Origin of the sequence: Alcanivorax sp. 24, from assembly GCF_004360225.1 — a bacterium.
GTDB lineage: Bacteria > Pseudomonadota > Gammaproteobacteria > Pseudomonadales > Alcanivoracaceae > Alloalcanivorax > Alloalcanivorax xiamenensis.
This window is the reverse complement of record NZ_SNUA01000004.1, coordinates 235,426-252,940: the sequence shown is the minus strand read 5'-3', so window position 1 is coordinate 252,940 and position 17,515 is coordinate 235,426. Positions and strand designations below refer to the sequence as shown.

Sequence of the window (17,515 nt, the reverse complement as noted above, 5' to 3'; positions counted from 1 at the left end):
AGTCCCATTCAGGCCGTCCATGCTCCCCCCGACCTAACCTGCGAGGGGAACCGACATGACCATTCGCCTGCTTGCCACGCGGCCCGGTGCCGCACCCCGAAACACCCTGCCCTGGGCCTTGTTTTGCCTGGCCGCGCTGCTGTTGTCCGCCACCGCCCACGCCCTGCCCCGGGACACCCCGGCGGAGCCCGGTAGCGGCGTCTTCCTGATGTTCGATGACCAGGGCCGGGAGGTGCCGGCCACCCTGCTATCCTCCGATGTGAATATTGATATCAGCGGCCCGGTCGCCCAGATCACCCTGGTGCAGTCGTTCCAGAATGAGGGCGCGCTCTTCAGCGAGGGGCGTTACGTGTTCCCGCTGCCGGAGCAGGCGGCGGTCACCGGCATGACCCTGACGGTGGGAGAGCGCCGCATCGTCGGTGAGATCCAGCCCAAGCAGGAGGCCAAACGCCGTTACCAGCAGGCCAGGAGGGACGGCCATCGCGCCGGGCTGGTGGAGCAACGTCACAGCAACCTGTTCACCACTTCCGTGGCCCATATCGCTCCCGGCGAACGCGTCGAAGTCACCTTGCACTACAGCCAGACCGTGGATGTGCGGGGCAATGACTTCCGGCTACGGGTGCCGATGACGCTGACGCCGCGTTACCAACCGGAAGGCGGCGAGAGCCTTTCCGGCCCCTTCCAGTCCCCGGATAGCGGTGCCAGCCCCAATATGGCGCGTGTGCAGGTGGAGCTTGATGCCGGCCAATCGATCCTGCCGCCGGACAGCGGCAGTCATGATTTGGACGTGAGCGGCGCCCGTGGCGTCTATCAGCTCCATCCCAGCGAAGGCCTGGTGCCCATGGACCGGGATTTCCTGCTGCACTGGCGCATCGCCAACGCCGAACAAAGCCGCGGCAGCCTGTTCGTGGAGACGGTGAATGGCGAACACTACGCGCTGGTGATGCTGACCCCGCCCTCGCGACCCGCCGCCACCCGCGCCCTGCCCCGGGAGACGCTGTTCATTATCGATACCTCCGGCTCCATGAGCGGCGCCTCCATCCGCCAGGCCCGCGCCAGTCTGCTGGAAGCGCTGGCGCACCTGCGGCCTGGTGACCGCTTCAATGTGATCGAATTCAACAGCGTCCATCACGCCCTGTTCGAAGCCCCAATGCCCGCCGACGAGGCGCACTTGCAGCAAGCACGCCGCTTTGTCGCCGGACTGGAAGCCAGCGGCGGCACCGAAATGCTGCCCGCTCTGAATACCGCGCTGACCATGCCCACTGATACCGAATACCTGCGCCAGGTAATGTTCATCACCGACGGCGCGGTGACCAACGAGGACGGCATCTTCAGCCTGATTCATCGGCGCCTGGGCTCGGCCCGTCTGTTCACCGTCGGCATCGGCTCCAGCCCCAACAGTCATTTCATGCGCAAGGCAGCGCAGTTCGGCCGTGGCACCTTCACCTACATCGGCAACCTGCAGGAAGTGTCGAAAACCATGACCGCCCTGTTCGAGAAGTTGGAGAATCCGGTGATCCGCGATGTACAGCTGACCCTGCCACCTGGCGTGGAGGCGGAAATCTGGCCGCGCCGCATTCCTGACTTGTACGCCAGTGAGCCGCTGCTGCTGACGCTGAAGCTGAATCGCGTTCCCGAGTACCTGACACTGACCGGCCTCACGCCCACGCCGTGGGAACAGACCCTGCAACTGCCCGAAGGACGGCAACACCCCGGCATCGCCCGCCTCTGGGCCCGCAACAAGATCGAGGCACTGAATGACCGGCTGGCGCTGGGCGAATCGGAAGAAGTGATCCGTCCACTGCTCACCGACGTGGCACTGGAGCACTCGCTGATGAGCCGCTACACCAGCTTCGTTGCCATCGAGCGCATCCCTTCCCGCCCGCTGGACGAGCCGTTGATCCGGGAGGACCTTGCCAACACCCTTCCCGATGGTCTGGCCTGGCCCGCTACCGCCACCGGTGTCGACCGGCTCTGGCGACACGCCGCGGTACTCGCCCTCACCGGCCTGCTTCTGATCCTGGTGTTCCGCCGGAGACACCGCCGTGACTAGGGGCGAACGTGGGTTGCTCGGAGCAGTGCTGGTCTTTCTGGTGCTGGTGGTCGGCAAGGCGACCTGGATCGAGGCCAAGGCCTGGGTCGCCCAGGTTCTGATCGCCCGGGCCTGGGAACAGACCCTGGCCGACGGTGGTCACCATCCCCCCTGGCCCTGGGCGGACACCTGGCCGGTGGCGCGGCTGACCGATCACAACGGCAGGGATTTGTATGTCCTGGAAAGCGCCAGCGGCCAGGCCCTGGCGTTCGGTCCCGGCCGCATGGCGACCGGCGATGGCGGCTGGGTGGTGGCCGGACACCGGGACACCCACTTCCGCTTTCTGGAAGGACTGGCAAAAGACCACCGGCTGAGCTTGCAGAAGGCGGATGGGCACTGGTTCCGTTACCGGGTGACCGCCACCGAAGTGGCCGACATCCGACGGGACACCCTGCAACCGCCGGCGGACCCGCGGGCGCTGGTCCTGGTCACCTGCTATCCCTTCGACGCCAGCGCAGCGGGAGGGCCGCTGCGCTATGTGGTCAGCATGAGAACGGTGGCCAGCACGGAATCCGTGGCCAACGCGGAAACACTTAGCGGCCGAGGATATCCCGGGCAATGATTTCCTTCATGATCTCGCTGGTACCGCCGTAGATGCGCTGAATACGGGCATCCACATAGTCCCGGGAAATCGGATACTCCTTCATGTAACCGTAACCGCCGAACAACTGCAGGCACTGGTCCGCCACTTTGCCCTGCAGCTCGGTGGTCATCAGTTTGGCGATGGAGGCGTTGGTGGTGCTCAGCTCACCCCGGCCATACTGATCAATGCACTGGCTGGTGAAGGCCTTGTTGACCTCAACCATGGCGTGCAGGTTGGCGAGCACGAAGCGGGTGTTCTGGAATTTGGCCACGGACTGCCCGAACGCCTGACGCTCCTGGACGTACTCGATGGTCCGCTCCAGCATGCCTTCGCACGCGGCCACCGCGCTCAGCGCCAGAATCAAGCGCTCACGGGGCAGCTCGTTCATCAGGTTGAAGAAACCCTTGCCTTCTCCGCCCAGGATCTGGTCGGCGCCGACGCGGACATCCTGGAAGAACAACTCCGAGGTGTCCGCCGCGTGATGACCCATCTTTTCCAGATTGCGGCCACGGGAGAAACCCGCCGTCGTGGCGTCCACGGTAAACAGGGTCACGCCCTTGGCGCCGGCATCGGGATCGGTTTTGGTGGCCAGGACGATAACGTCGCTGTGCTGGCCATTGGTAATGAAGGTCTTCTGGCCATTGATCACATAGTGATCGCCGTCTTTTTCCGCGCGGGTTTTCATGCCTTGCAGATCGGAACCGGCACCGGGCTCGGTCATGCCAATGGAGCCCACTGCCTCCCCGGCCACCATCTTCGGCAACCAGCTCTGTTTCTGCTCCTCCGTGCCCAGGTGCAGGATATAGGGCGCAACGATGTCGGAGTGCACGGACAGGTTGGACGCCAGAGCGCCGAACCCCAAACGGGAGGCCTCTTCCACGATCACCGCGGAAAGCCGGAAATCGGCGCCAAAGCCGCCGTAGGCCTCCGGCACGTCGACACACAGAAACCCGTTTTCACCCAATTGATTCCACAATTCGCGGGGGAATTTCTCTTCTTTCTCCCACTGGTCATAGTGTGGCGCGACTTCCTTCTCGAGGAACTTGCGGACATTATCGCGGAACAGCTCAATTTCGTTTTGGTCAAGCATGACTCACCTGTTTTGTAACCTGGCCATTTGAAAACGGGACCTTCCCGGCCCCGTAACGGGTACCCGAACCATCCGGATACCGCAAAGGACATACCGGTTTGCCGGAAAGCGCCCTATTCTAAGGTGTGATTCTTCAGGATAACACTTGACGTAACGTCAACCCGAAGCCCTGGCGGTTGCCGCCCAAGCGACATTTTTTACCTATCCTCTGCCTTCCCGGCGTGCCCCCGCCTCGTCCATTCCGCCGATTGTCACTGGGCACGGGTGGACAGCGCCGTCACCGCCATGGATCATCTGCCGTTTCCCGAATCGGCAGGACGGAGCGTTCATGGCCAAACTGTTTCTGGTACGCCACGGCCAAGCGGCCTTCGGCGAAGACAATTACGATCAGCTTTCCAAGCTCGGTCACCAGCAGGCACGCTGGCTTGGTGAGTATTTCCGTGAACGGGGGGTCACTTTCAAGCGAGCCCTGGCCGGCGGGTTGATGCGGCAACAGGACACCGCCAAGAGCCTGCTCGCCGCCACCGAAAACCCTCCTCCTCTGGACACCCATCCCGGCCTGGACGAGTACGATGGTCACGCGCTTTATGTCAGCCATACTGGCAGCGCTGATGTGGCCGGCCACCAAAAACGGGACGCGGTGGATTACTGGCGGACGTTCCGTGGTGCTTATCAAGGCTGGGTGGACGGCACCCTTATCGGAGAGCACGAGAGCTGGGCGGATTTCGGCGGCCGCATCCACCAGGCGTTGGGTGGTCTGTGCACGGGTTTGTCCCGGGAAGACAATGTTCTGGCGGTCAGTTCCGGCGGTGTCATCGGCACCACCATAGCCGGCCTGTTACAGACCGCGCCGCGTTCCGCCATCGAGTTGAATTTCCAGTTCCGCAACAGCGCATTCTGCGAAATTATCGTTGGTCGTTCCGAATGGCGCCTTTCCACGTTCAATGCCCTGCCCCACCTGGATCGCCCTGATCGGCGCGACGCCATTACCTTCGTTTGACGGCTCGAGCCCCTCCCGGCAAATCGTCGTAACAGACGATAACCGGTTATGGCTTTGTCGATAGGGTAAGGACGGCCAGACTCGCCTTTTATGGTGGGTTACTCACCTTTTTTGGGAGGTCGTCCATGCACTTTTTGCTTGTCGTTCTACGTCCGGTCTTAATAGGGATTCTGCTCGCCGGCATGGCCGGCGCCCACGCCACCACCTTGCGTTATGCCACCGGCTATCCTCCGGGGTCCCTGCCCGCCAAGGCAGCGGAAAATTACGCCAAAGCGGTGGAAAAATATTCCGATGGTGATCTGAAGTTACGCGTCTTCGCGCTGTCTCTTCTCAATGCTTCAGAAACTTCCGATGGTGTCCGTGATGGTATCGCCGACGGCGGCTATTTGCTGACGGTGTACTTTCCCGCCATGTATCCGCATACCAATCTGGTCAACGAATCCTCCATGCAGCTGTTGCTGTTCGACGAGAAAGCGCTGAATGGTAAAGGCGCCCTGGCCTATGAAGGCGCCATGACGGAATTCACTTTCTTCAACTGCCCCGAATGCCTTGAAGAGTACGAACAGCAAAAACAGGTTTATACCGCCAACGCCGCCAGCTCCAGTTATGGTTTGCTGTGCAACAAACCGGTCACCAATCAGGAACAACTCAAAGGCAAACGTCTTCGCGTAGCCGGCTCCCACTGGTCCCGCTGGTCCGAACATTTCGGCGCCACCTCCATGTCACTGACCATCAACGATACGCTCGAAGCGCTGCACCAAGGCGTGATTGACTGCACCATCGCATCAGCGCCGGAGTTGATCAACCTGGGACTGATCGAGGCCGTCAGCGATATCACCATGAGCGTTCCTGGTGGCGTCTATGCTGGTGCCAATGCCGGCAGTTTCAATGTTGATGTCTGGCGCAAACTCAATGAGAAACAACGACAGGCTATTCTCCGCGCCGGTGCCCGTTACACCGCCGAAACACCCTGGAGCTACCTGCAACTTGAAAAGGAAGCTCTGAAGAAGACCGAGGAAAAAGGCGCCGAACTGCACCAGGCATCACCGGAACTGTTTGAGGCCAGCCGTGAGTTCATTAAGCAGGATCTCAACACCATCATCGACTACTACGCTAAAAATCATGGCGTCGAACGCGGTGAGGAAATGCTCGATACCTTCCATGATCTTCTCAAAAAATGGGTCGGCCTGGTTCAGGATGTGGACAGTCTCGACGATCTGGAAGCGCTGTACTGGGACGAGGTTTTCTCCAAAGTGGATGTATCCAGCTACGGAATGAAGTAAACCGATAACACAGAGAAAAGGTGACTGATTATGGCGATAACAAAAAGTGTCACCCGTGCTTTTCTCGTGGCCATGTTCCTGGTCGGTTTCGGCCAGGCTAGCGCCGCGGACACATTGAGATTGGCACTGGGCTACCCGCCGGGTTCAAAAGCCGACGAAGTCATGCAGAAGTACGCGGAGACGGTAAAGCAATATACCGACGGCAGTCTGTCGGTGAAGGTGTATCCGATGTCATTGCTGAGCGCCGCGGAAATTTCCGACGGTGTGCGTGACGGCATCGCCGATATCGGCGTCATGTACACCGTGTACTTCCCCGCCATGTATCCGCATACCAATCTGGTCAACGAATCCGCCATGCAACTTCTGTTGCTGGATCCGGAAACCCTGAATGGCAAGGAAGCGCTGGCTTTCGAAGCGGCCATGTCGGAGTTCACTCTGTTCCACTGCCCCGAGTGTCTGGAGGAATACGAAAAGCAGAATCAGGTTTATACCGCCAATGCCACCAGCATCAGTTACGGCCTTTTATGCACCACCCCGGTGACCAATCAAGACCAACTGAAAGGCAAACGCATCCGCGTCGCCGGCTCTCACTGGTCCCGCTGGGCCCAGCATTTCGGCGCCTCCTCGGTTTCCCTCACCATCAACGAAACCCTGGAAGGACTCAGCCAGGGCGTGATCGACTGCAGCATCACCTCCCCGGTGGAACTCATCAATCTCGGCCTCGGCGAAGTGGTCACCGACATGACCCTGGCTATCCCTGGCGGTCTGTACGCGGGCGCCAGCGCCGCCGGTTTCAATCAGGACGTCTGGCAGGGGCTCACCGAGGAGCAACGCCGCGCCGTACTCCGCGCCGGCGCCGCCACCACCGCCCTGTCACCCTGGGCTTCACTGGAACAAAAAGCGGAGGCCATGGCGCTGGCGGACAAGGAAGGAATCAAACAGCACGATCCGGACCCAGCCCTGATGGAGGCCACCCGCGAGTTCGTCAAAGCCGACATGGATACCATCGTCAACTATTACGCCAAGAATCACGGCGTTGAACGCGGCAAGGAGATGCTCGATTCATTCCATGAAATTCTGGTTCGCTGGGTCGACCTGGTAGAGGATGTCGATAGTGTCGAAGAGCTGGAAAAACTGTACTGGGACGAGATCTTTTCCAAGGTGGATGTAGGTACTTACGGTATGAACTAGACGTGTTGTCAGCACATCGAAAACAGTAAAAAGGCCGGCATCAAAGCCGGCCTTTTTACTTAAAGAAAACGACTACTTTTCTGGTTTTACGCTCACTGATGCTTTTAACGAATTGGCCACGAAGCAGTTACGGTGCGCACTCTCATGAAGCCTCCTCAACGTCTCTTCATCCACCTCATCGCCGTCGAAAACCACTTTCGGATGCAGCACTACCTCGGTAATGGACATACGTCCTTCCGCGTTCTTGTCCACCACGCCCTGAGGCCGGTCCACATAGCTGAGCACTCGCAGCTTTTTCTTGGCGGCGATGGAGAGAAAGGTCAGCATGTGGCAACTGGAGGTGGCGGCGATCACCGCCTCGTCCGGATTCACCCGGCTATGACAACCATGGTAATCCGGCGACGCCGACGCCTGGATCACCTCGCCCCCGGCGAACGTCCATTCATGGTCGCGTGGAAAAGTCTCATACTGGAAATCCGCGCCCGGCGGCAGATGCCAGGCGACGCTGGCGGTGTACTCGGTCATGGCAATTCTCCCTTCGGCCCTCTGAACAAGCTCCTCTTCAACCATGCCCCCGGGCACGCTTCGTGGCAAGTGATCAAGGTCAATACCCGCCGCGAAAACGTTACCCCTCGTTCTCACCCTGTAACCCTTCGGCCACCGCCCGCGCTACCCGGCGACTGTGGAGCAGGGCGCAATGGCCGAGATAGGGCACATGCACGGTGCGCTCGGCGCCGTCCAGCAAGGCACTGGAGGCGGGCAGAATAAAGTTGTCCATGGTGGAGTAGATCACCTGGTAGAGCGCCCCTCCGGGGCAGGCTCCGCCTTCTTCCAGCTCCTTGATGAAAGGACTGTCATAGCGCATCTGGGCGGCGGCGCCACGGGGCGCGAACAGTGCCGAGATGCGCGATCCGTGATGGGGGCTACCCAGGGTGATGACCCGATCGACCTTACCGGCCAGCCCCAGATTCTTGAGCGCATAGCGGGCCAGGGGGCCGCCCATGGAATGGCATACCAGGTCGGCTTTCTCCGCTCCGGTCAGGGCCAGGATGCGGTTCACGTGATCCGCCACTTGTTGGGCCAGTTTGCGCGCATTAATGTGGGGTGGGGTATAACTCACCGAATACACATTGGCCCAGCCACGACGGCGCAACCACCATTGCAGCCAGAGAAAATTGGTACTGTTGCCGCCATACCCGTGCACCAGAATAATCGGTTTCCGCCCCTGCTGACGGGAGCGACGCGGCGACGCGTCCTGGACCAGCCGCAGTGGATAACTCAGTACCAGTATGGTCAGACTGAGGGCCTCCCGCGCCACCGCCAGTAAAGCGGGCAGGGGATGCAATGCGGCTTCCCGGTCCGCTGGCGTGGGAGAGGGGAAAGCACGCCGGTCATAGTACCAAAGCAGATAGAACACCAGCGTCAGGGCCCCAGGGACAAGCAACAGAGCCAGCAGCAAGCAGAAAATCCAGGACATAGGGGGTTCTCCTTTATAACCGGCACTCTTGGCACCGGGCCGTTCCGGAAAACTACGCGCCCCCGGCGCCCGGCTCAACGCGGTACTGGCACCCGCGTACCGCCGACGGTCATTGACATGACCGCACCGGGGGTGTCATGGCAAACTGGCTGACCTTTTCGGGAAGAGCACGAACGAGAACAATATGAGCGACACCGTTATAGTCAACGAAGTGGGCCTGCGTGATGGCCTGCAGAATCAGCCCGTCACCGTGGATACCGACACCAAGGCGCGATTGGCCCGCCTGCTGGTGGATGCCGGTGTCCGCTATCTTGAGCCGGTCAGCTTCGTCAGCCCGAAAGCGATCCCGCAGATGGCCGACGCCGCCGCGCTGACCCCCCGGTTACCGGCCGGCGAAGGGCTGCACTACACTGCCCTTGTGCCCAATTTGAAAGGCTATCAACTGGCCCGGGATGCCGGTTACCGCACCGTTGCCCTGGTGCTGTCCACCACCGACACCTTCAACCAGCGCAATCTGAACATGACCCTGGAACAGGCCGCCGCCAGCTGCGAGAGCATCATCGCCGCCGCCCGCGAGGACGGCGTGGTCACCCGGACCTACATTTCCGGCGCTTTCGCTTGCCCTTACGACGGCCCGGTGCCGGTCAGCCTGCCACAACAGCTGACCGGGCGCATGTTCGCCGCCGGCAGCGATGAGGTCGCCATCGCCGACACCATCGGCGCCGGCAACCCGAAGCAGATGAAGGACATCATGACGCCGCTGATCCGTGAATACGGTGCCAACAAGTTCTTTGTCCATTTACACGACACTCGCGGGCTGGCGGCGGCCATGGCCTGGGAGGCGGCGGACCTGGGTGTGCGCCGCTTCGACGCCTCGGTGGGCGGCCTCGGCGGCTGTCCGTTCGCGCCAGGCGCCACCGGCAATATGGCCACCGAGGATCTGGTTTATTTACTCGAAAGCTGTGGCCTGAAAACCGGCATCGACATCCAGGGCCTGCGCGAAGTGGTGGCGCTGGCGGCGGAAGCGACCCAGCGGCCGCTGGGCGGGCGAATTCTGGAGTGGATGGCCTCACAGGAGAAGCGCGGCAAAACGCCCTGTCTTTGGTAATCTTCTGGATTGAGGGGCCAATGTCCGCCATTCTCACCGAAAATGAGGAGATTGGCCCCGAAAACACCAAAAACGTCTAGTGAAGCTGGAACAGGATCTTCAGCAGTTGCACCCCGAGCAACACGATCAGCGGACTTAAATCCAGCCCCCCCATATCCGGCAGCAGGCGCCGCGCCGGGGCCATGATCGGCTCGGTGATCTGCACGATGACCCGCACCATCGGATTGTACGGATCCGGCGCGATCCAGCTCAGGATTACCCGGATCAACACCATCCAGAACACATAGTTGAGGATCAGCGACGCCAGCTCGCGCAGGGTGTAGATCAAGAGTTGCGGCCCCAGACCGGAGGGCAGGGAGCCGTAATGGATGGCACTGAGCACCAACACCTTGGCGATGATCAGGATCACCACCAACACCAGCGAGGCAATGTCCAACCCCCGCCAACCGGGGATGATCCGACGCAGCGGCGCCAGCAGGGGGTTGGTGGCGCGCAGCACGAACTGGGAAATCGGGTTGTAGAAGTCGGCCCGGGCCAGTTGCAGTACAAAGCGGGTCAGAACAATGAAAATGTAAATACTGAACGCCACATTGATCAGGAAGATCGCGGCACCCTGGGGGTTCATAGGCTCTCCGGCGGTGTCATTTGGCGAAAGAGTATTGGGGCAAATCGGCGTGAATTCAAACCGGATCGGTGGGGGAGGGTGATTGGAAGGAGCCGGCACCCGAGATCGAGGGCGGGTCGCCGTTGCAGGAAACGCCCACGAGGGCAGTTGACAGCGGAAAAATAAAAACAGCTGATCTTTAGCCGCTGTGGGAAGCTTGCTTGCAAGCGAATATTGCAAACGCCTGAGCGGACCCTTCGCTTGCAAGCAAGCTTCCCACAGCCATCCATGGCCAGTCGTAAATCACGCTGCGAAGCATGCTTCGGTCGTGATTTACCCAGCCAGCTCTTCGGAGCGTTCGCGGGCGGCGGCGACGGCGGCCTGGACGTGCTCACGGAAGCCGGCTTCCTCGAAGACTTCCAGGGCGGCGGCGGTGGTGCCGCCAGGGCTGGTGACGCGCTGGCGCAGCACATCCGGGCCCACCTCGCTGGTGATCGCCAGTTGCGACGCGCCCCAGGCGGTCTGCAGCACCAATTGGCGAGCGGTGGCGGCATCCAGGCCCTGGGCCTTGGCGGCGTCGATCAGCGCTTCCATCAACAGGAAGAAATAGGCCGGACCGGAACCGGAAACGGCGGTCACCGCGTCCAGCGCCTGTTCGTTATCAAACCAGAAGGTAAGGCCCACCGCCCCCAATACCTGGGCAGCCAGGGCTTTCTGGCCGTCATCCACGCCCTCGGCGGCATACAGACCGGTGGCCCCGGCCTGCACCAGTGCCGGCGTATTCGGCATGCAGCGCACGATGGGCACTTCCTCACCGAGCCAGGCACGCAGGTTCGCCACCGTGACACCCGCGGCGATGGAAATCACCAGTGGTCGCCGTTCCGCCACCACCGAACGCAAATCAGCGCATACCGATGCCATCATCTGCGGCTTCACCGACAGCACCAGGGCATCCACTCGCTGGGCCACTTCCAGGTTCTCCGTGGCCACGTGGACACGGTGCTGCTGGGACACTTCGTCGAGCCGATCCCGGGAGGGGTCGCTCATCCAAATACGGGCGGGGCGAATGCCCTTGGCGATCATACCTCCGGCCAGGCTGGTGGCCATATTGCCGGCGCCGATGAATCCGATTAGCTGTTGTGCCATGCGTTCCTTCCCATGTTCAGATCCCGCCGTGGTCATACCGCGGGATTACTCGCCTTGGGCGGGCGCGGACCGAACAGGGCGGTGCCCAGGCGCACGATGGTGGCGCCTTCATCGATCGCCACCGGATAGTCCGCGCTCATGCCCATGGAAAGCGTATCAAGGGCCGGCATTGTATTGCGCAATTGTGACAGTGTCATGGCGAGTCGACGAAAGGCATCCCGGCCACCATCGGCGGCGTCCGCCTGGGGAATCGCCATCAGGCCGCGCAAGCGCAGGCGCGGCCATTGCTGGAAACGGGCGGCGAGGGCGGGGACGTCCACCAATGCCACGCCGCTTTTGCTGTCTTCCTCATCCACATTCACCTGAATGCAAACATTCAATGGCGCCAGCCCTTCGGGACGCTGAGCATTCAGGCGTTCGGCGATCCGGGCCCGGTCCACGGAGTGCACCCACTGAAAATGGGCAGCGATGTCACGGGTCTTGTTGGACTGGATCGGTCCGATGAAATGCCAGGTCAGCCGCCTATCCGCCAGTGCCCGGATCTTGTCCAGCGCTTCCCGCAGATAGTTCTCGCCAAAGTCGCGCTGGCCCTGATCCGCCAGCGCGGCCACGTCCCCGGCCGATCGTGTCTTGCTGACCGCCAGCAGGGTCACCCGCGCGGGATCCCTTCCGGATCGGCGGCAAGCGTCGTCAATTCGTGCGCGAATCGAGGTATATGGTGTTTCACTGTGCTTCATGATTGAACGGTGGGCATCCAGAGGTTAGTTTATGGCTGATACTTTTTACTGAGTGTCTCGGTCATCGGGTTTTCGGGGGGCGGCCGGGACGAATTACACAACACTATATAAGCAACCCATGGATATCACCGAATTGCTCGCCTTCAGCGCCAAGAACGGCGCTTCGGATCTGCACCTGTCCGCCGGCCTGCCGCCGATGATTCGGGTGGACGGCGATGTGCGCCGTATCAATCTGCCACCCATGGAGCACAAGGAGGTGCACTCGCTGATCTACGAGATCATGAACGACAAGCAGCGCAAGGACTACGAGGAGTTCCTGGAAACCGACTTCTCCTTCGATGTGCCCAGCGTGGCTCGTTTCCGGGTCAACGCCTTCAATCAGAACCGGGGTGCCGGCGCCGTATTCCGGACCATTCCCTCCAAGGTGCTGAGCATGGAGGAACTGGGCATGGGCAAGGTATTCCAGAACATCGCCTCGCTGCCACGGGGCATCGTGTTGGTTACCGGCCCCACCGGCTCCGGTAAATCCACCACGCTGGCGGCGATAATGGACTACATCAATAACACTCGCCACGAGCACATCCTCACCATCGAGGACCCGATTGAATTCGTCCATGAATCCAAGAAATGCCTGGTCAACCAGCGGGAAGTGCACCGGGACACCCACGGCTTCGCCGAAGCTCTGCGCTCGGCACTGCGGGAGGACCCGGACATCATTCTGGTGGGGGAGATGCGGGACCTGGAGACCATCCGGCTGGCGCTGACCGCCGCCGAAACCGGCCACCTGGTGTTCGGCACCCTGCACACCACCAGTGCCGCCAAGACCATCGACCGGGTGGTGGATGTGTTTCCCGCCGAGGAGAAAGCCATGGTCCGTTCCATGCTCTCCGAGTCCCTGCAGGCGGTGGTATCGCAAACGTTGATGAAGAAAAACGGCGGCGGCCGGGTAGCGGCCCACGAAATCATGATCGGCACCCCGGCGATTCGCAACCTGATTCGCGAGGACAAGGTGGCGCAAATGTATTCGGCGATCCAGACCGGCGCCTCGGTGGGCATGCAGACCCTGGATCAATGTCTGCAAGGGCTGGTGCAGCGGGGCCTGGTAGCCCGCGAGGTGGCCCGGGAAAAAGCCAAGAGCCCGGACTCAATCTGAACACAGCGGTAAGCGCCCATGGAATTTGAAGACCTGCTTAAACTGATGGTGCAAAAAGGCGGTTCGGACCTGTTCATCACCGCCGGCGTCCCGCCCAGCATGAAAGTCCACGGCAAAGTCGTGCCGGTCACCCGCAACGCCCTGACCCCGGACATGACCCGGGATCTGGTGTTCGGTGTGATGTCGGAAAAACAGCGCAAGGAATTCGTCGACCAACACGAATGCAATTTCGCCCTGTCCTCCCGGGGCATCGGCCGCTTCCGCGTTTCCGCCTTCTACCAACGCAATCTGGTGGGCATGGTATTGCGGCGCATCGAGACCAAGATCCCCGATGCGGACGAACTGCGGCTGCCGCCGATCATCAAGGACCTGGCGATGACCAAGCGCGGCCTGGTGATCTTCGTTGGCGCCACCGGCACCGGGAAATCCACCTCGCTGGCGTCGATGATCGGGCACCGCAACCGCAATTCCAAAGGCCACATCATCTCCATCGAGGATCCGATCGAGTTCATCCACCAGCACCAGGGCTGCATTGTCACGCAACGGGAGGTGGGCCTGGATACGGACAGTTTCGAGATCGCCCTCAAGAACACGCTGCGACAGGCGCCGGACGTGATTCTGATCGGTGAGATCCGCAGCCGCGAAGTGATGGATTACGCCATCGCCTTCGCCGAAACCGGCCACCTGTGTCTGGCCACCCTGCACGCCAACAACGCCAACCAGGCTCTGGACCGGATCATTCACTTCTTCCCGGCCGACCGTCACCGACAGCTATGGATGGACCTCTCCCTGAACCTGCGCGGCATCGTCGCCCAGCAACTGATCCCGACTCCGGACGGCAAGGGCCGCCGCGCCGCCATTGAGGTGCTGCTGAACACGCCACTGGTGGCGGACCACATCCGTAAAGGTGAAGTGCATTTGCTCAAGGCGCTGATGGGTAAGTCCCGGGAGCAGGGCATGCAGACTTTCGATCAGGCCCTCTATGATCTTTATGACGCCGGCGAAATCACTTACGAGGACGCGATTGCCCACGCCGACTCCCCCAACGACCTGCGTCTGATGATCAAGCTCGCCAATGAAACCGATGCCTCCAGCCTGGACCACGCCACCCGTGGCCTGAGCATTGAGGACTCGGACTGATTTTTCCTGCCTCGGCGGCACCATCTTCGCTGGCACGCTTACACGCGACACGCTACCACGCCTATCGCGGCTCGTGAGCCGCTTCCACAGTGATGGACTCCGTAGTTCTGTGGGAGTGCTGGGCGTGCCTGCGTGTTGCGTGCCAGCGAATTGTGCGACAGCCGCGTTCTTCCTACTTTTATCTCAGCCTGGGCTGACAGCCAGCCCGGACTCTTCATGACATCCTCGTGGTGCTGCCCTTTCCATTATTGACATCCATCACGTGACACGCTACAAATGATTCTGACCTTCGCCGATAAACGAACCCGGACATTGTTCAAACAAGGCCGGGGCCCGGGTCTGCCTCCGGATATCGCCCGGCGGGCCGTGCGGAAGCTGGATTATATCCACTTCGCCAGCACGCTTTTGGATCTGGCGGTACCAGCGGGCAACCGGTTGCATGCCCTCAAAGGCAATCGCCAGGGGCAACACGCCATACGCATCAACGATCAATGGCGTATTTGTTTCCGCTTCCGTGATGGTGATGCGTTCGAGGTGGAGGTTTGTGATTATCACGATTGATCAACGAGTCAGGGGAAATCTCATGACGCCGGAAAGTCTGTCGGGTCTGAAACGCCGTCCCACCCATCCTGGCGAGATGCTGCGCGAGGATTTCATGCCCGATTACCAGCTCACCGTGACCCGCCTGGCCACGGCGGTGGGCGTGTCCCGTCAGTCCATCAATGAGCTGCTGCGGGAGCGGCGCGCACTGAGCCCGGAAATGGCGCTGCGGCTGGCGCGCTTGTTCGGCAACTCACCGGAGTTCTGGCTCAACGCCCAGCGCGCGGTGGATTTATGGGACGCCGCCAAAGCCATTGGCAAGGACGTGGCGCGGATCAAACCCTTGAGTGCGGCCTGATGCGCCACAAGGGCAGACGCCATGAACGGCGGGCTATGAAGAATCAAGCAGAGAAGCCCCGCCGAAGCGGGGCTTGGGGTATCGGCCTCAGACCGGTTCGGTGAGAGTCCCGTTGCGATAATCCTGCAGGGCCTGCTCCAGCTCCTCCTGCGTGTTCATCACAAAAGGGCCGTATTGGGCCACCGGTTCGCCCAGCGGCCGGCCCGCCAGCAGCAACAAGCGGGCGCCGTCCCGCCCGGCCACCAGAGAGACCTGGTCACCGTTGGTAAGCACCGCGACGTGATCCACCGGCACCGCGTCTTCCGCCACCGTCACCGCGCCTTCGAACAGATACAGGAAGGCGTTGTAGCCCGGCGTCAGCGGTACCGTGACGCTCTCGCCGGGACGCAAGATCACATCCAGGTAGAGCGGATCGGTACTGCCGCCGTGCACCGGCGCGGTGAGCGACTCACCGGCAAGGCCCAGTTTCCCGGCAATCGCCTTGATCTGTCCGCCCGTCGGCAGATCCAGCCGGGGTATTTCGCGATCATGAATATCGCGATAGCCGGCGGGTTTCATTTTTTCCGCCGCCGGCAGATTGATCCACAACTGGAAACCGCGCAGCAAACCGTCTTCCTGCTGCGGCATTTCCTCGTGGATGATGCCGCGCCCGGCGGTCATCCACTGCACACCGCCCTGTTGCAGATCGCCCTCGTTACCCAGGTGATCGCGGTGGCGCATGTGGCCTTCCATCAGGTAGGTGACGGTCTCGAATCCCCGATGAGGGTGGGGCGGAAAACCGGCAATATAGTCGTCCGGGTTATCAGAGGAGAACGCATCCAGCATCAGGAACGGATCCAGACGCACCGCCGGGTTTTGACCCAGGGCGCGCTTGAGCCGCACGCCGGCGCCATCGGAGGTTTCCAAAGCCCGGATGGTATGCAGCACTTGTCTGTCTTTCATGTTTCCTCCTCGCCCCTCGGGGCTGTAGAGCCTGTTCATGATGCCCGGGATCAGACGCCACGTATTTCCCTCTCGCCCAGCCGTTCACGCTGATGCGGCGCAGTGAAGTCCAGTTCCGGCCCGATCGAAATGATCCCGTTGGGGTTCACCGTCGGGTGACTGCGGAAATAATGGTGACGGATGTGATCCATGTGCACGGTCTCCGCCACACCAGGTAGCTGATACAGTTCACGCAGCAGCCCGCTTAAATTCGGGTAGTCGCTGATACGGCGCCGGTCGCATTTGAAGTGGGTGACGTACACCGCATCGAAACGCACCAGCGTGGTCCACAGCCGCAAATCCGCTTCGGTGAGTGTATTACCCACCAGATACCACTGTTGGTTCAGCCGTTGCTCCAATTCATCCAGGGTGTCGAACAGTGACACCACGGCCTCGTCATAGGCCGCCTGACTGGTGGCGAAACCGGCCTTGTAGACGCCGTTATTGACGCGGTTGTAGACGGTGTCATTGATGGCATCGATCTCCGCGCGCAACGACTCCGGGTAATAGTCACCGGCCCGCGCACCCAAACCGTCAAAGGCCTGGGTGAGCATGCGGATGATTTCCGCCGACTCATTACTGACGATGGTCTCACGCTGTTTGTCCCACAGCACCGGCACCGTGACTCGGCCGGTGTAGTGCGGATCGGCTTTCAAATACAGCTCGTACAGCTTGCTCAGACGGTACAGCGGATCGCCCGTGGCGCCGTCGAAATCCGTACCCAGCTCCCAGCCGTTTTCCCGCATCAGCGGGTGTACCACGGAAACACTGATGTGTTCTTCCAGTCCTTTCCAGGCCCGCATTACCAAGGTCCGGTGAGCCCAGGGGCAGGCATGGGAAACGTACAGGTGATAGCGCCCGCTTTCCGCCTTGAAGCCACCCTCGCCACTGGGCCCGGCCTCGCCATCGGCGGTTACCCAGTTGCGGAATTGGCTTTCCGACCGCTTGAAGCGGCCACCGGTACTGTCGGTGTCGTACCACTTATCCTGCCATTTACCGTCCACCAATAATCCCATGGTGCTCTCCTGACTT

At 61.1% G+C, this 17,515-nt stretch carries 18 protein-coding genes; 10 read left to right on the top strand and 8 right to left on the bottom strand.

Annotated elements, in window-relative coordinates; all coding sequences use genetic code 11:
* Nucleotides 1–55 precede the first annotated feature (55 nt).
* Together E0L37_RS07960 and E0L37_RS07955 are read left to right on the top strand one after the other, a co-directional pair.
* Entirely contained in the window at nt 56–2,053 is a 1,998-nt protein-coding gene (locus tag E0L37_RS07960; RefSeq protein WP_133491221.1) for a marine proteobacterial sortase target protein, read from the top strand.
* On the top strand, nt 2,046–2,654 hold the full coding sequence (locus E0L37_RS07955) for a class GN sortase (protein WP_205655590.1): 609 nt from the start codon (nt 2,046–2,048) through the stop codon (nt 2,652–2,654). Before E0L37_RS07960 ends, E0L37_RS07955 begins: the two co-directional genes overlap by 8 nt.
* On the opposite strand, the gene E0L37_RS07950 is transcribed toward E0L37_RS07955, so the two are convergent.
* A complete protein-coding gene (locus E0L37_RS07950; RefSeq protein WP_133491220.1) occupies nt 2,626–3,765 on the bottom strand; it encodes an acyl-CoA dehydrogenase family protein in 1,140 nt (379 codons plus the stop codon). The two genes, E0L37_RS07955 and E0L37_RS07950, sit on opposite strands and share 29 nt — an antisense overlap.
* 328 nt (nt 3,766–4,093) lie before the next feature.
* On the opposite strand from E0L37_RS07950, the gene E0L37_RS07945 reads away from it, so the two are divergent.
* From E0L37_RS07945 to E0L37_RS07935, 3 genes are all read left to right on the top strand, one after another.
* Nucleotides 4,094–4,765: a histidine phosphatase family protein gene (locus E0L37_RS07945; protein WP_133491219.1), complete on the top strand. Its 672-nt coding sequence runs from the start codon at nt 4,094–4,096 to the stop codon at nt 4,763–4,765.
* Nucleotides 4,766–4,890: 125 nt separating this feature from the next.
* Nucleotides 4,891–6,048, top strand: coding sequence for a C4-dicarboxylate TRAP transporter substrate-binding protein (locus tag E0L37_RS07940; RefSeq protein ID WP_240687439.1), 1,158 nt, complete (start codon nt 4,891–4,893; stop codon nt 6,046–6,048).
* A gap of 30 nt (nt 6,049–6,078) precedes the next feature.
* Nucleotides 6,079–7,239: a C4-dicarboxylate TRAP transporter substrate-binding protein gene (locus E0L37_RS07935; protein ID WP_133491218.1), complete on the top strand. Its 1,161-nt coding sequence runs from the start codon at nt 6,079–6,081 to the stop codon at nt 7,237–7,239.
* 72 nt (nt 7,240–7,311) lie between these two features.
* On the opposite strand, the gene E0L37_RS07930 is transcribed toward E0L37_RS07935, so the two are convergent.
* Nucleotides 7,312–7,764 (bottom strand): OsmC family protein, encoded by a 453-nt coding sequence (locus E0L37_RS07930; protein WP_133491217.1) that lies wholly within the window; start codon nt 7,762–7,764, stop codon nt 7,312–7,314.
* A gap of 100 nt (nt 7,765–7,864) precedes the next feature.
* The gene (locus E0L37_RS07925) at nt 7,865–8,716 is read right to left on the bottom strand and encodes a triacylglycerol lipase (RefSeq protein WP_133491216.1); all 852 of its coding nucleotides are present in this window, start codon (nt 8,714–8,716) and stop codon (nt 7,865–7,867) included.
* Between the two features lie 184 nt (nt 8,717–8,900).
* Between E0L37_RS07925 and E0L37_RS07920 the strand changes: the two genes are divergently transcribed.
* The gene (locus tag E0L37_RS07920; protein ID WP_133491215.1) at nt 8,901–9,824 is read left to right on the top strand and encodes a hydroxymethylglutaryl-CoA lyase; all 924 of its coding nucleotides are present in this window, start codon (nt 8,901–8,903) and stop codon (nt 9,822–9,824) included.
* 76 nt (nt 9,825–9,900) lie between these two features.
* Here E0L37_RS07920 and E0L37_RS07915 read toward each other — a convergent pair whose 3' ends face one another.
* From E0L37_RS07915 to E0L37_RS07905, 3 genes are all read right to left on the bottom strand, one after another.
* Entirely contained in the window at nt 9,901–10,449 is a 549-nt protein-coding gene (locus E0L37_RS07915) for a YggT family protein (RefSeq protein ID WP_022997221.1), read from the bottom strand.
* Nucleotides 10,450–10,761: 312 nt separating this feature from the next.
* A complete protein-coding gene (gene proC, locus E0L37_RS07910; protein WP_133491214.1) occupies nt 10,762–11,574 on the bottom strand; it encodes a pyrroline-5-carboxylate reductase in 813 nt (270 codons plus the stop codon).
* 32 nt (nt 11,575–11,606) lie between these two features.
* Nucleotides 11,607–12,311 carry a YggS family pyridoxal phosphate-dependent enzyme gene (locus E0L37_RS07905; protein WP_133491213.1) on the bottom strand — a complete coding sequence of 235 codons (705 nt, stop codon included), beginning with the start codon at nt 12,309–12,311 and terminating at the stop codon, nt 11,607–11,609.
* 118 nt (nt 12,312–12,429) lie between these two features.
* Between E0L37_RS07905 and E0L37_RS07900 the strand changes: the two genes are divergently transcribed.
* The 4 genes from E0L37_RS07900 (at nt 12,430) to E0L37_RS07885 (ending at nt 15,502) form a co-directional block, all read left to right on the top strand.
* On the top strand, nt 12,430–13,464 hold the full coding sequence (locus tag E0L37_RS07900; protein WP_133491212.1) for a type IV pilus twitching motility protein PilT: 1,035 nt from the start codon (nt 12,430–12,432) through the stop codon (nt 13,462–13,464).
* 18 nt (nt 13,465–13,482) lie between these two features.
* A complete protein-coding gene (locus tag E0L37_RS07895) occupies nt 13,483–14,604 on the top strand; it encodes a PilT/PilU family type 4a pilus ATPase (RefSeq protein ID WP_022997479.1) in 1,122 nt (373 codons plus the stop codon).
* A gap of 276 nt (nt 14,605–14,880) precedes the next feature.
* Entirely contained in the window at nt 14,881–15,165 is a 285-nt protein-coding gene (locus E0L37_RS07890; protein ID WP_133491211.1) for a type II toxin-antitoxin system RelE/ParE family toxin, read from the top strand.
* A gap of 22 nt (nt 15,166–15,187) precedes the next feature.
* Nucleotides 15,188–15,502, top strand: a complete 315-nt coding sequence (locus E0L37_RS07885) for a HigA family addiction module antitoxin (RefSeq protein WP_133491210.1) — start codon at nt 15,188–15,190, stop codon at nt 15,500–15,502.
* Nucleotides 15,503–15,589: 87 nt separating this feature from the next.
* Here the strand turns inward: E0L37_RS07885 and E0L37_RS07880 are convergent, their stop codons facing one another.
* Entirely contained in the window at nt 15,590–16,444 is an 855-nt protein-coding gene (locus E0L37_RS07880) for a pirin family protein (RefSeq protein ID WP_133491209.1), read from the bottom strand.
* 50 nt (nt 16,445–16,494) lie between these two features.
* Nucleotides 16,495–17,499, bottom strand: a complete 1,005-nt coding sequence (locus E0L37_RS07875) for a glutathione S-transferase family protein (RefSeq protein ID WP_133491208.1) — start codon at nt 17,497–17,499, stop codon at nt 16,495–16,497.
* Between the last annotated feature and the right edge of the window lie 16 nt (nt 17,500–17,515).

Coding starts and splice junctions, on each gene's coding strand:
- E0L37_RS07880 (WP_133491209.1), bottom strand. CDS start 16,444: ATGAAAGACAGACAAGTGCTGCATACCATCCGGGCTTTGGAAACCTCC.
- E0L37_RS07930 (WP_133491217.1), bottom strand. CDS start 7,764: ATGACCGAGTACACCGCCAGCGTCGCCTGGCATCTGCCGCCGGGCGCG.
- E0L37_RS07920 (WP_133491215.1), top strand. CDS start 8,901: ATGAGCGACACCGTTATAGTCAACGAAGTGGGCCTGCGTGATGGCCTG.
- E0L37_RS07935 (WP_133491218.1), top strand. CDS start 6,079: ATGGCGATAACAAAAAGTGTCACCCGTGCTTTTCTCGTGGCCATGTTC.
- E0L37_RS07960 (WP_133491221.1), top strand. CDS start 56: ATGACCATTCGCCTGCTTGCCACGCGGCCCGGTGCCGCACCCCGAAAC.
- E0L37_RS07940 (WP_240687439.1), top strand. CDS start 4,891: ATGCACTTTTTGCTTGTCGTTCTACGTCCGGTCTTAATAGGGATTCTG.
- E0L37_RS07950 (WP_133491220.1), bottom strand. CDS start 3,765: ATGCTTGACCAAAACGAAATTGAGCTGTTCCGCGATAATGTCCGCAAG.
- E0L37_RS07925 (WP_133491216.1), bottom strand. CDS start 8,716: ATGTCCTGGATTTTCTGCTTGCTGCTGGCTCTGTTGCTTGTCCCTGGG.
- E0L37_RS07890 (WP_133491211.1), top strand. CDS start 14,881: ATGATTCTGACCTTCGCCGATAAACGAACCCGGACATTGTTCAAACAA.
- proC (WP_133491214.1), bottom strand. CDS start 11,574: ATGGCACAACAGCTAATCGGATTCATCGGCGCCGGCAATATGGCCACC.
- E0L37_RS07875 (WP_133491208.1), bottom strand. CDS start 17,499: ATGGGATTATTGGTGGACGGTAAATGGCAGGATAAGTGGTACGACACC.
- E0L37_RS07915 (WP_022997221.1), bottom strand. CDS start 10,449: ATGAACCCCCAGGGTGCCGCGATCTTCCTGATCAATGTGGCGTTCAGT.
- E0L37_RS07900 (WP_133491212.1), top strand. CDS start 12,430: ATGGATATCACCGAATTGCTCGCCTTCAGCGCCAAGAACGGCGCTTCG.
- E0L37_RS07945 (WP_133491219.1), top strand. CDS start 4,094: ATGGCCAAACTGTTTCTGGTACGCCACGGCCAAGCGGCCTTCGGCGAA.
- E0L37_RS07885 (WP_133491210.1), top strand. CDS start 15,188: ATGACGCCGGAAAGTCTGTCGGGTCTGAAACGCCGTCCCACCCATCCT.
- E0L37_RS07895 (WP_022997479.1), top strand. CDS start 13,483: ATGGAATTTGAAGACCTGCTTAAACTGATGGTGCAAAAAGGCGGTTCG.
- E0L37_RS07905 (WP_133491213.1), bottom strand. CDS start 12,311: ATGAAGCACAGTGAAACACCATATACCTCGATTCGCGCACGAATTGAC.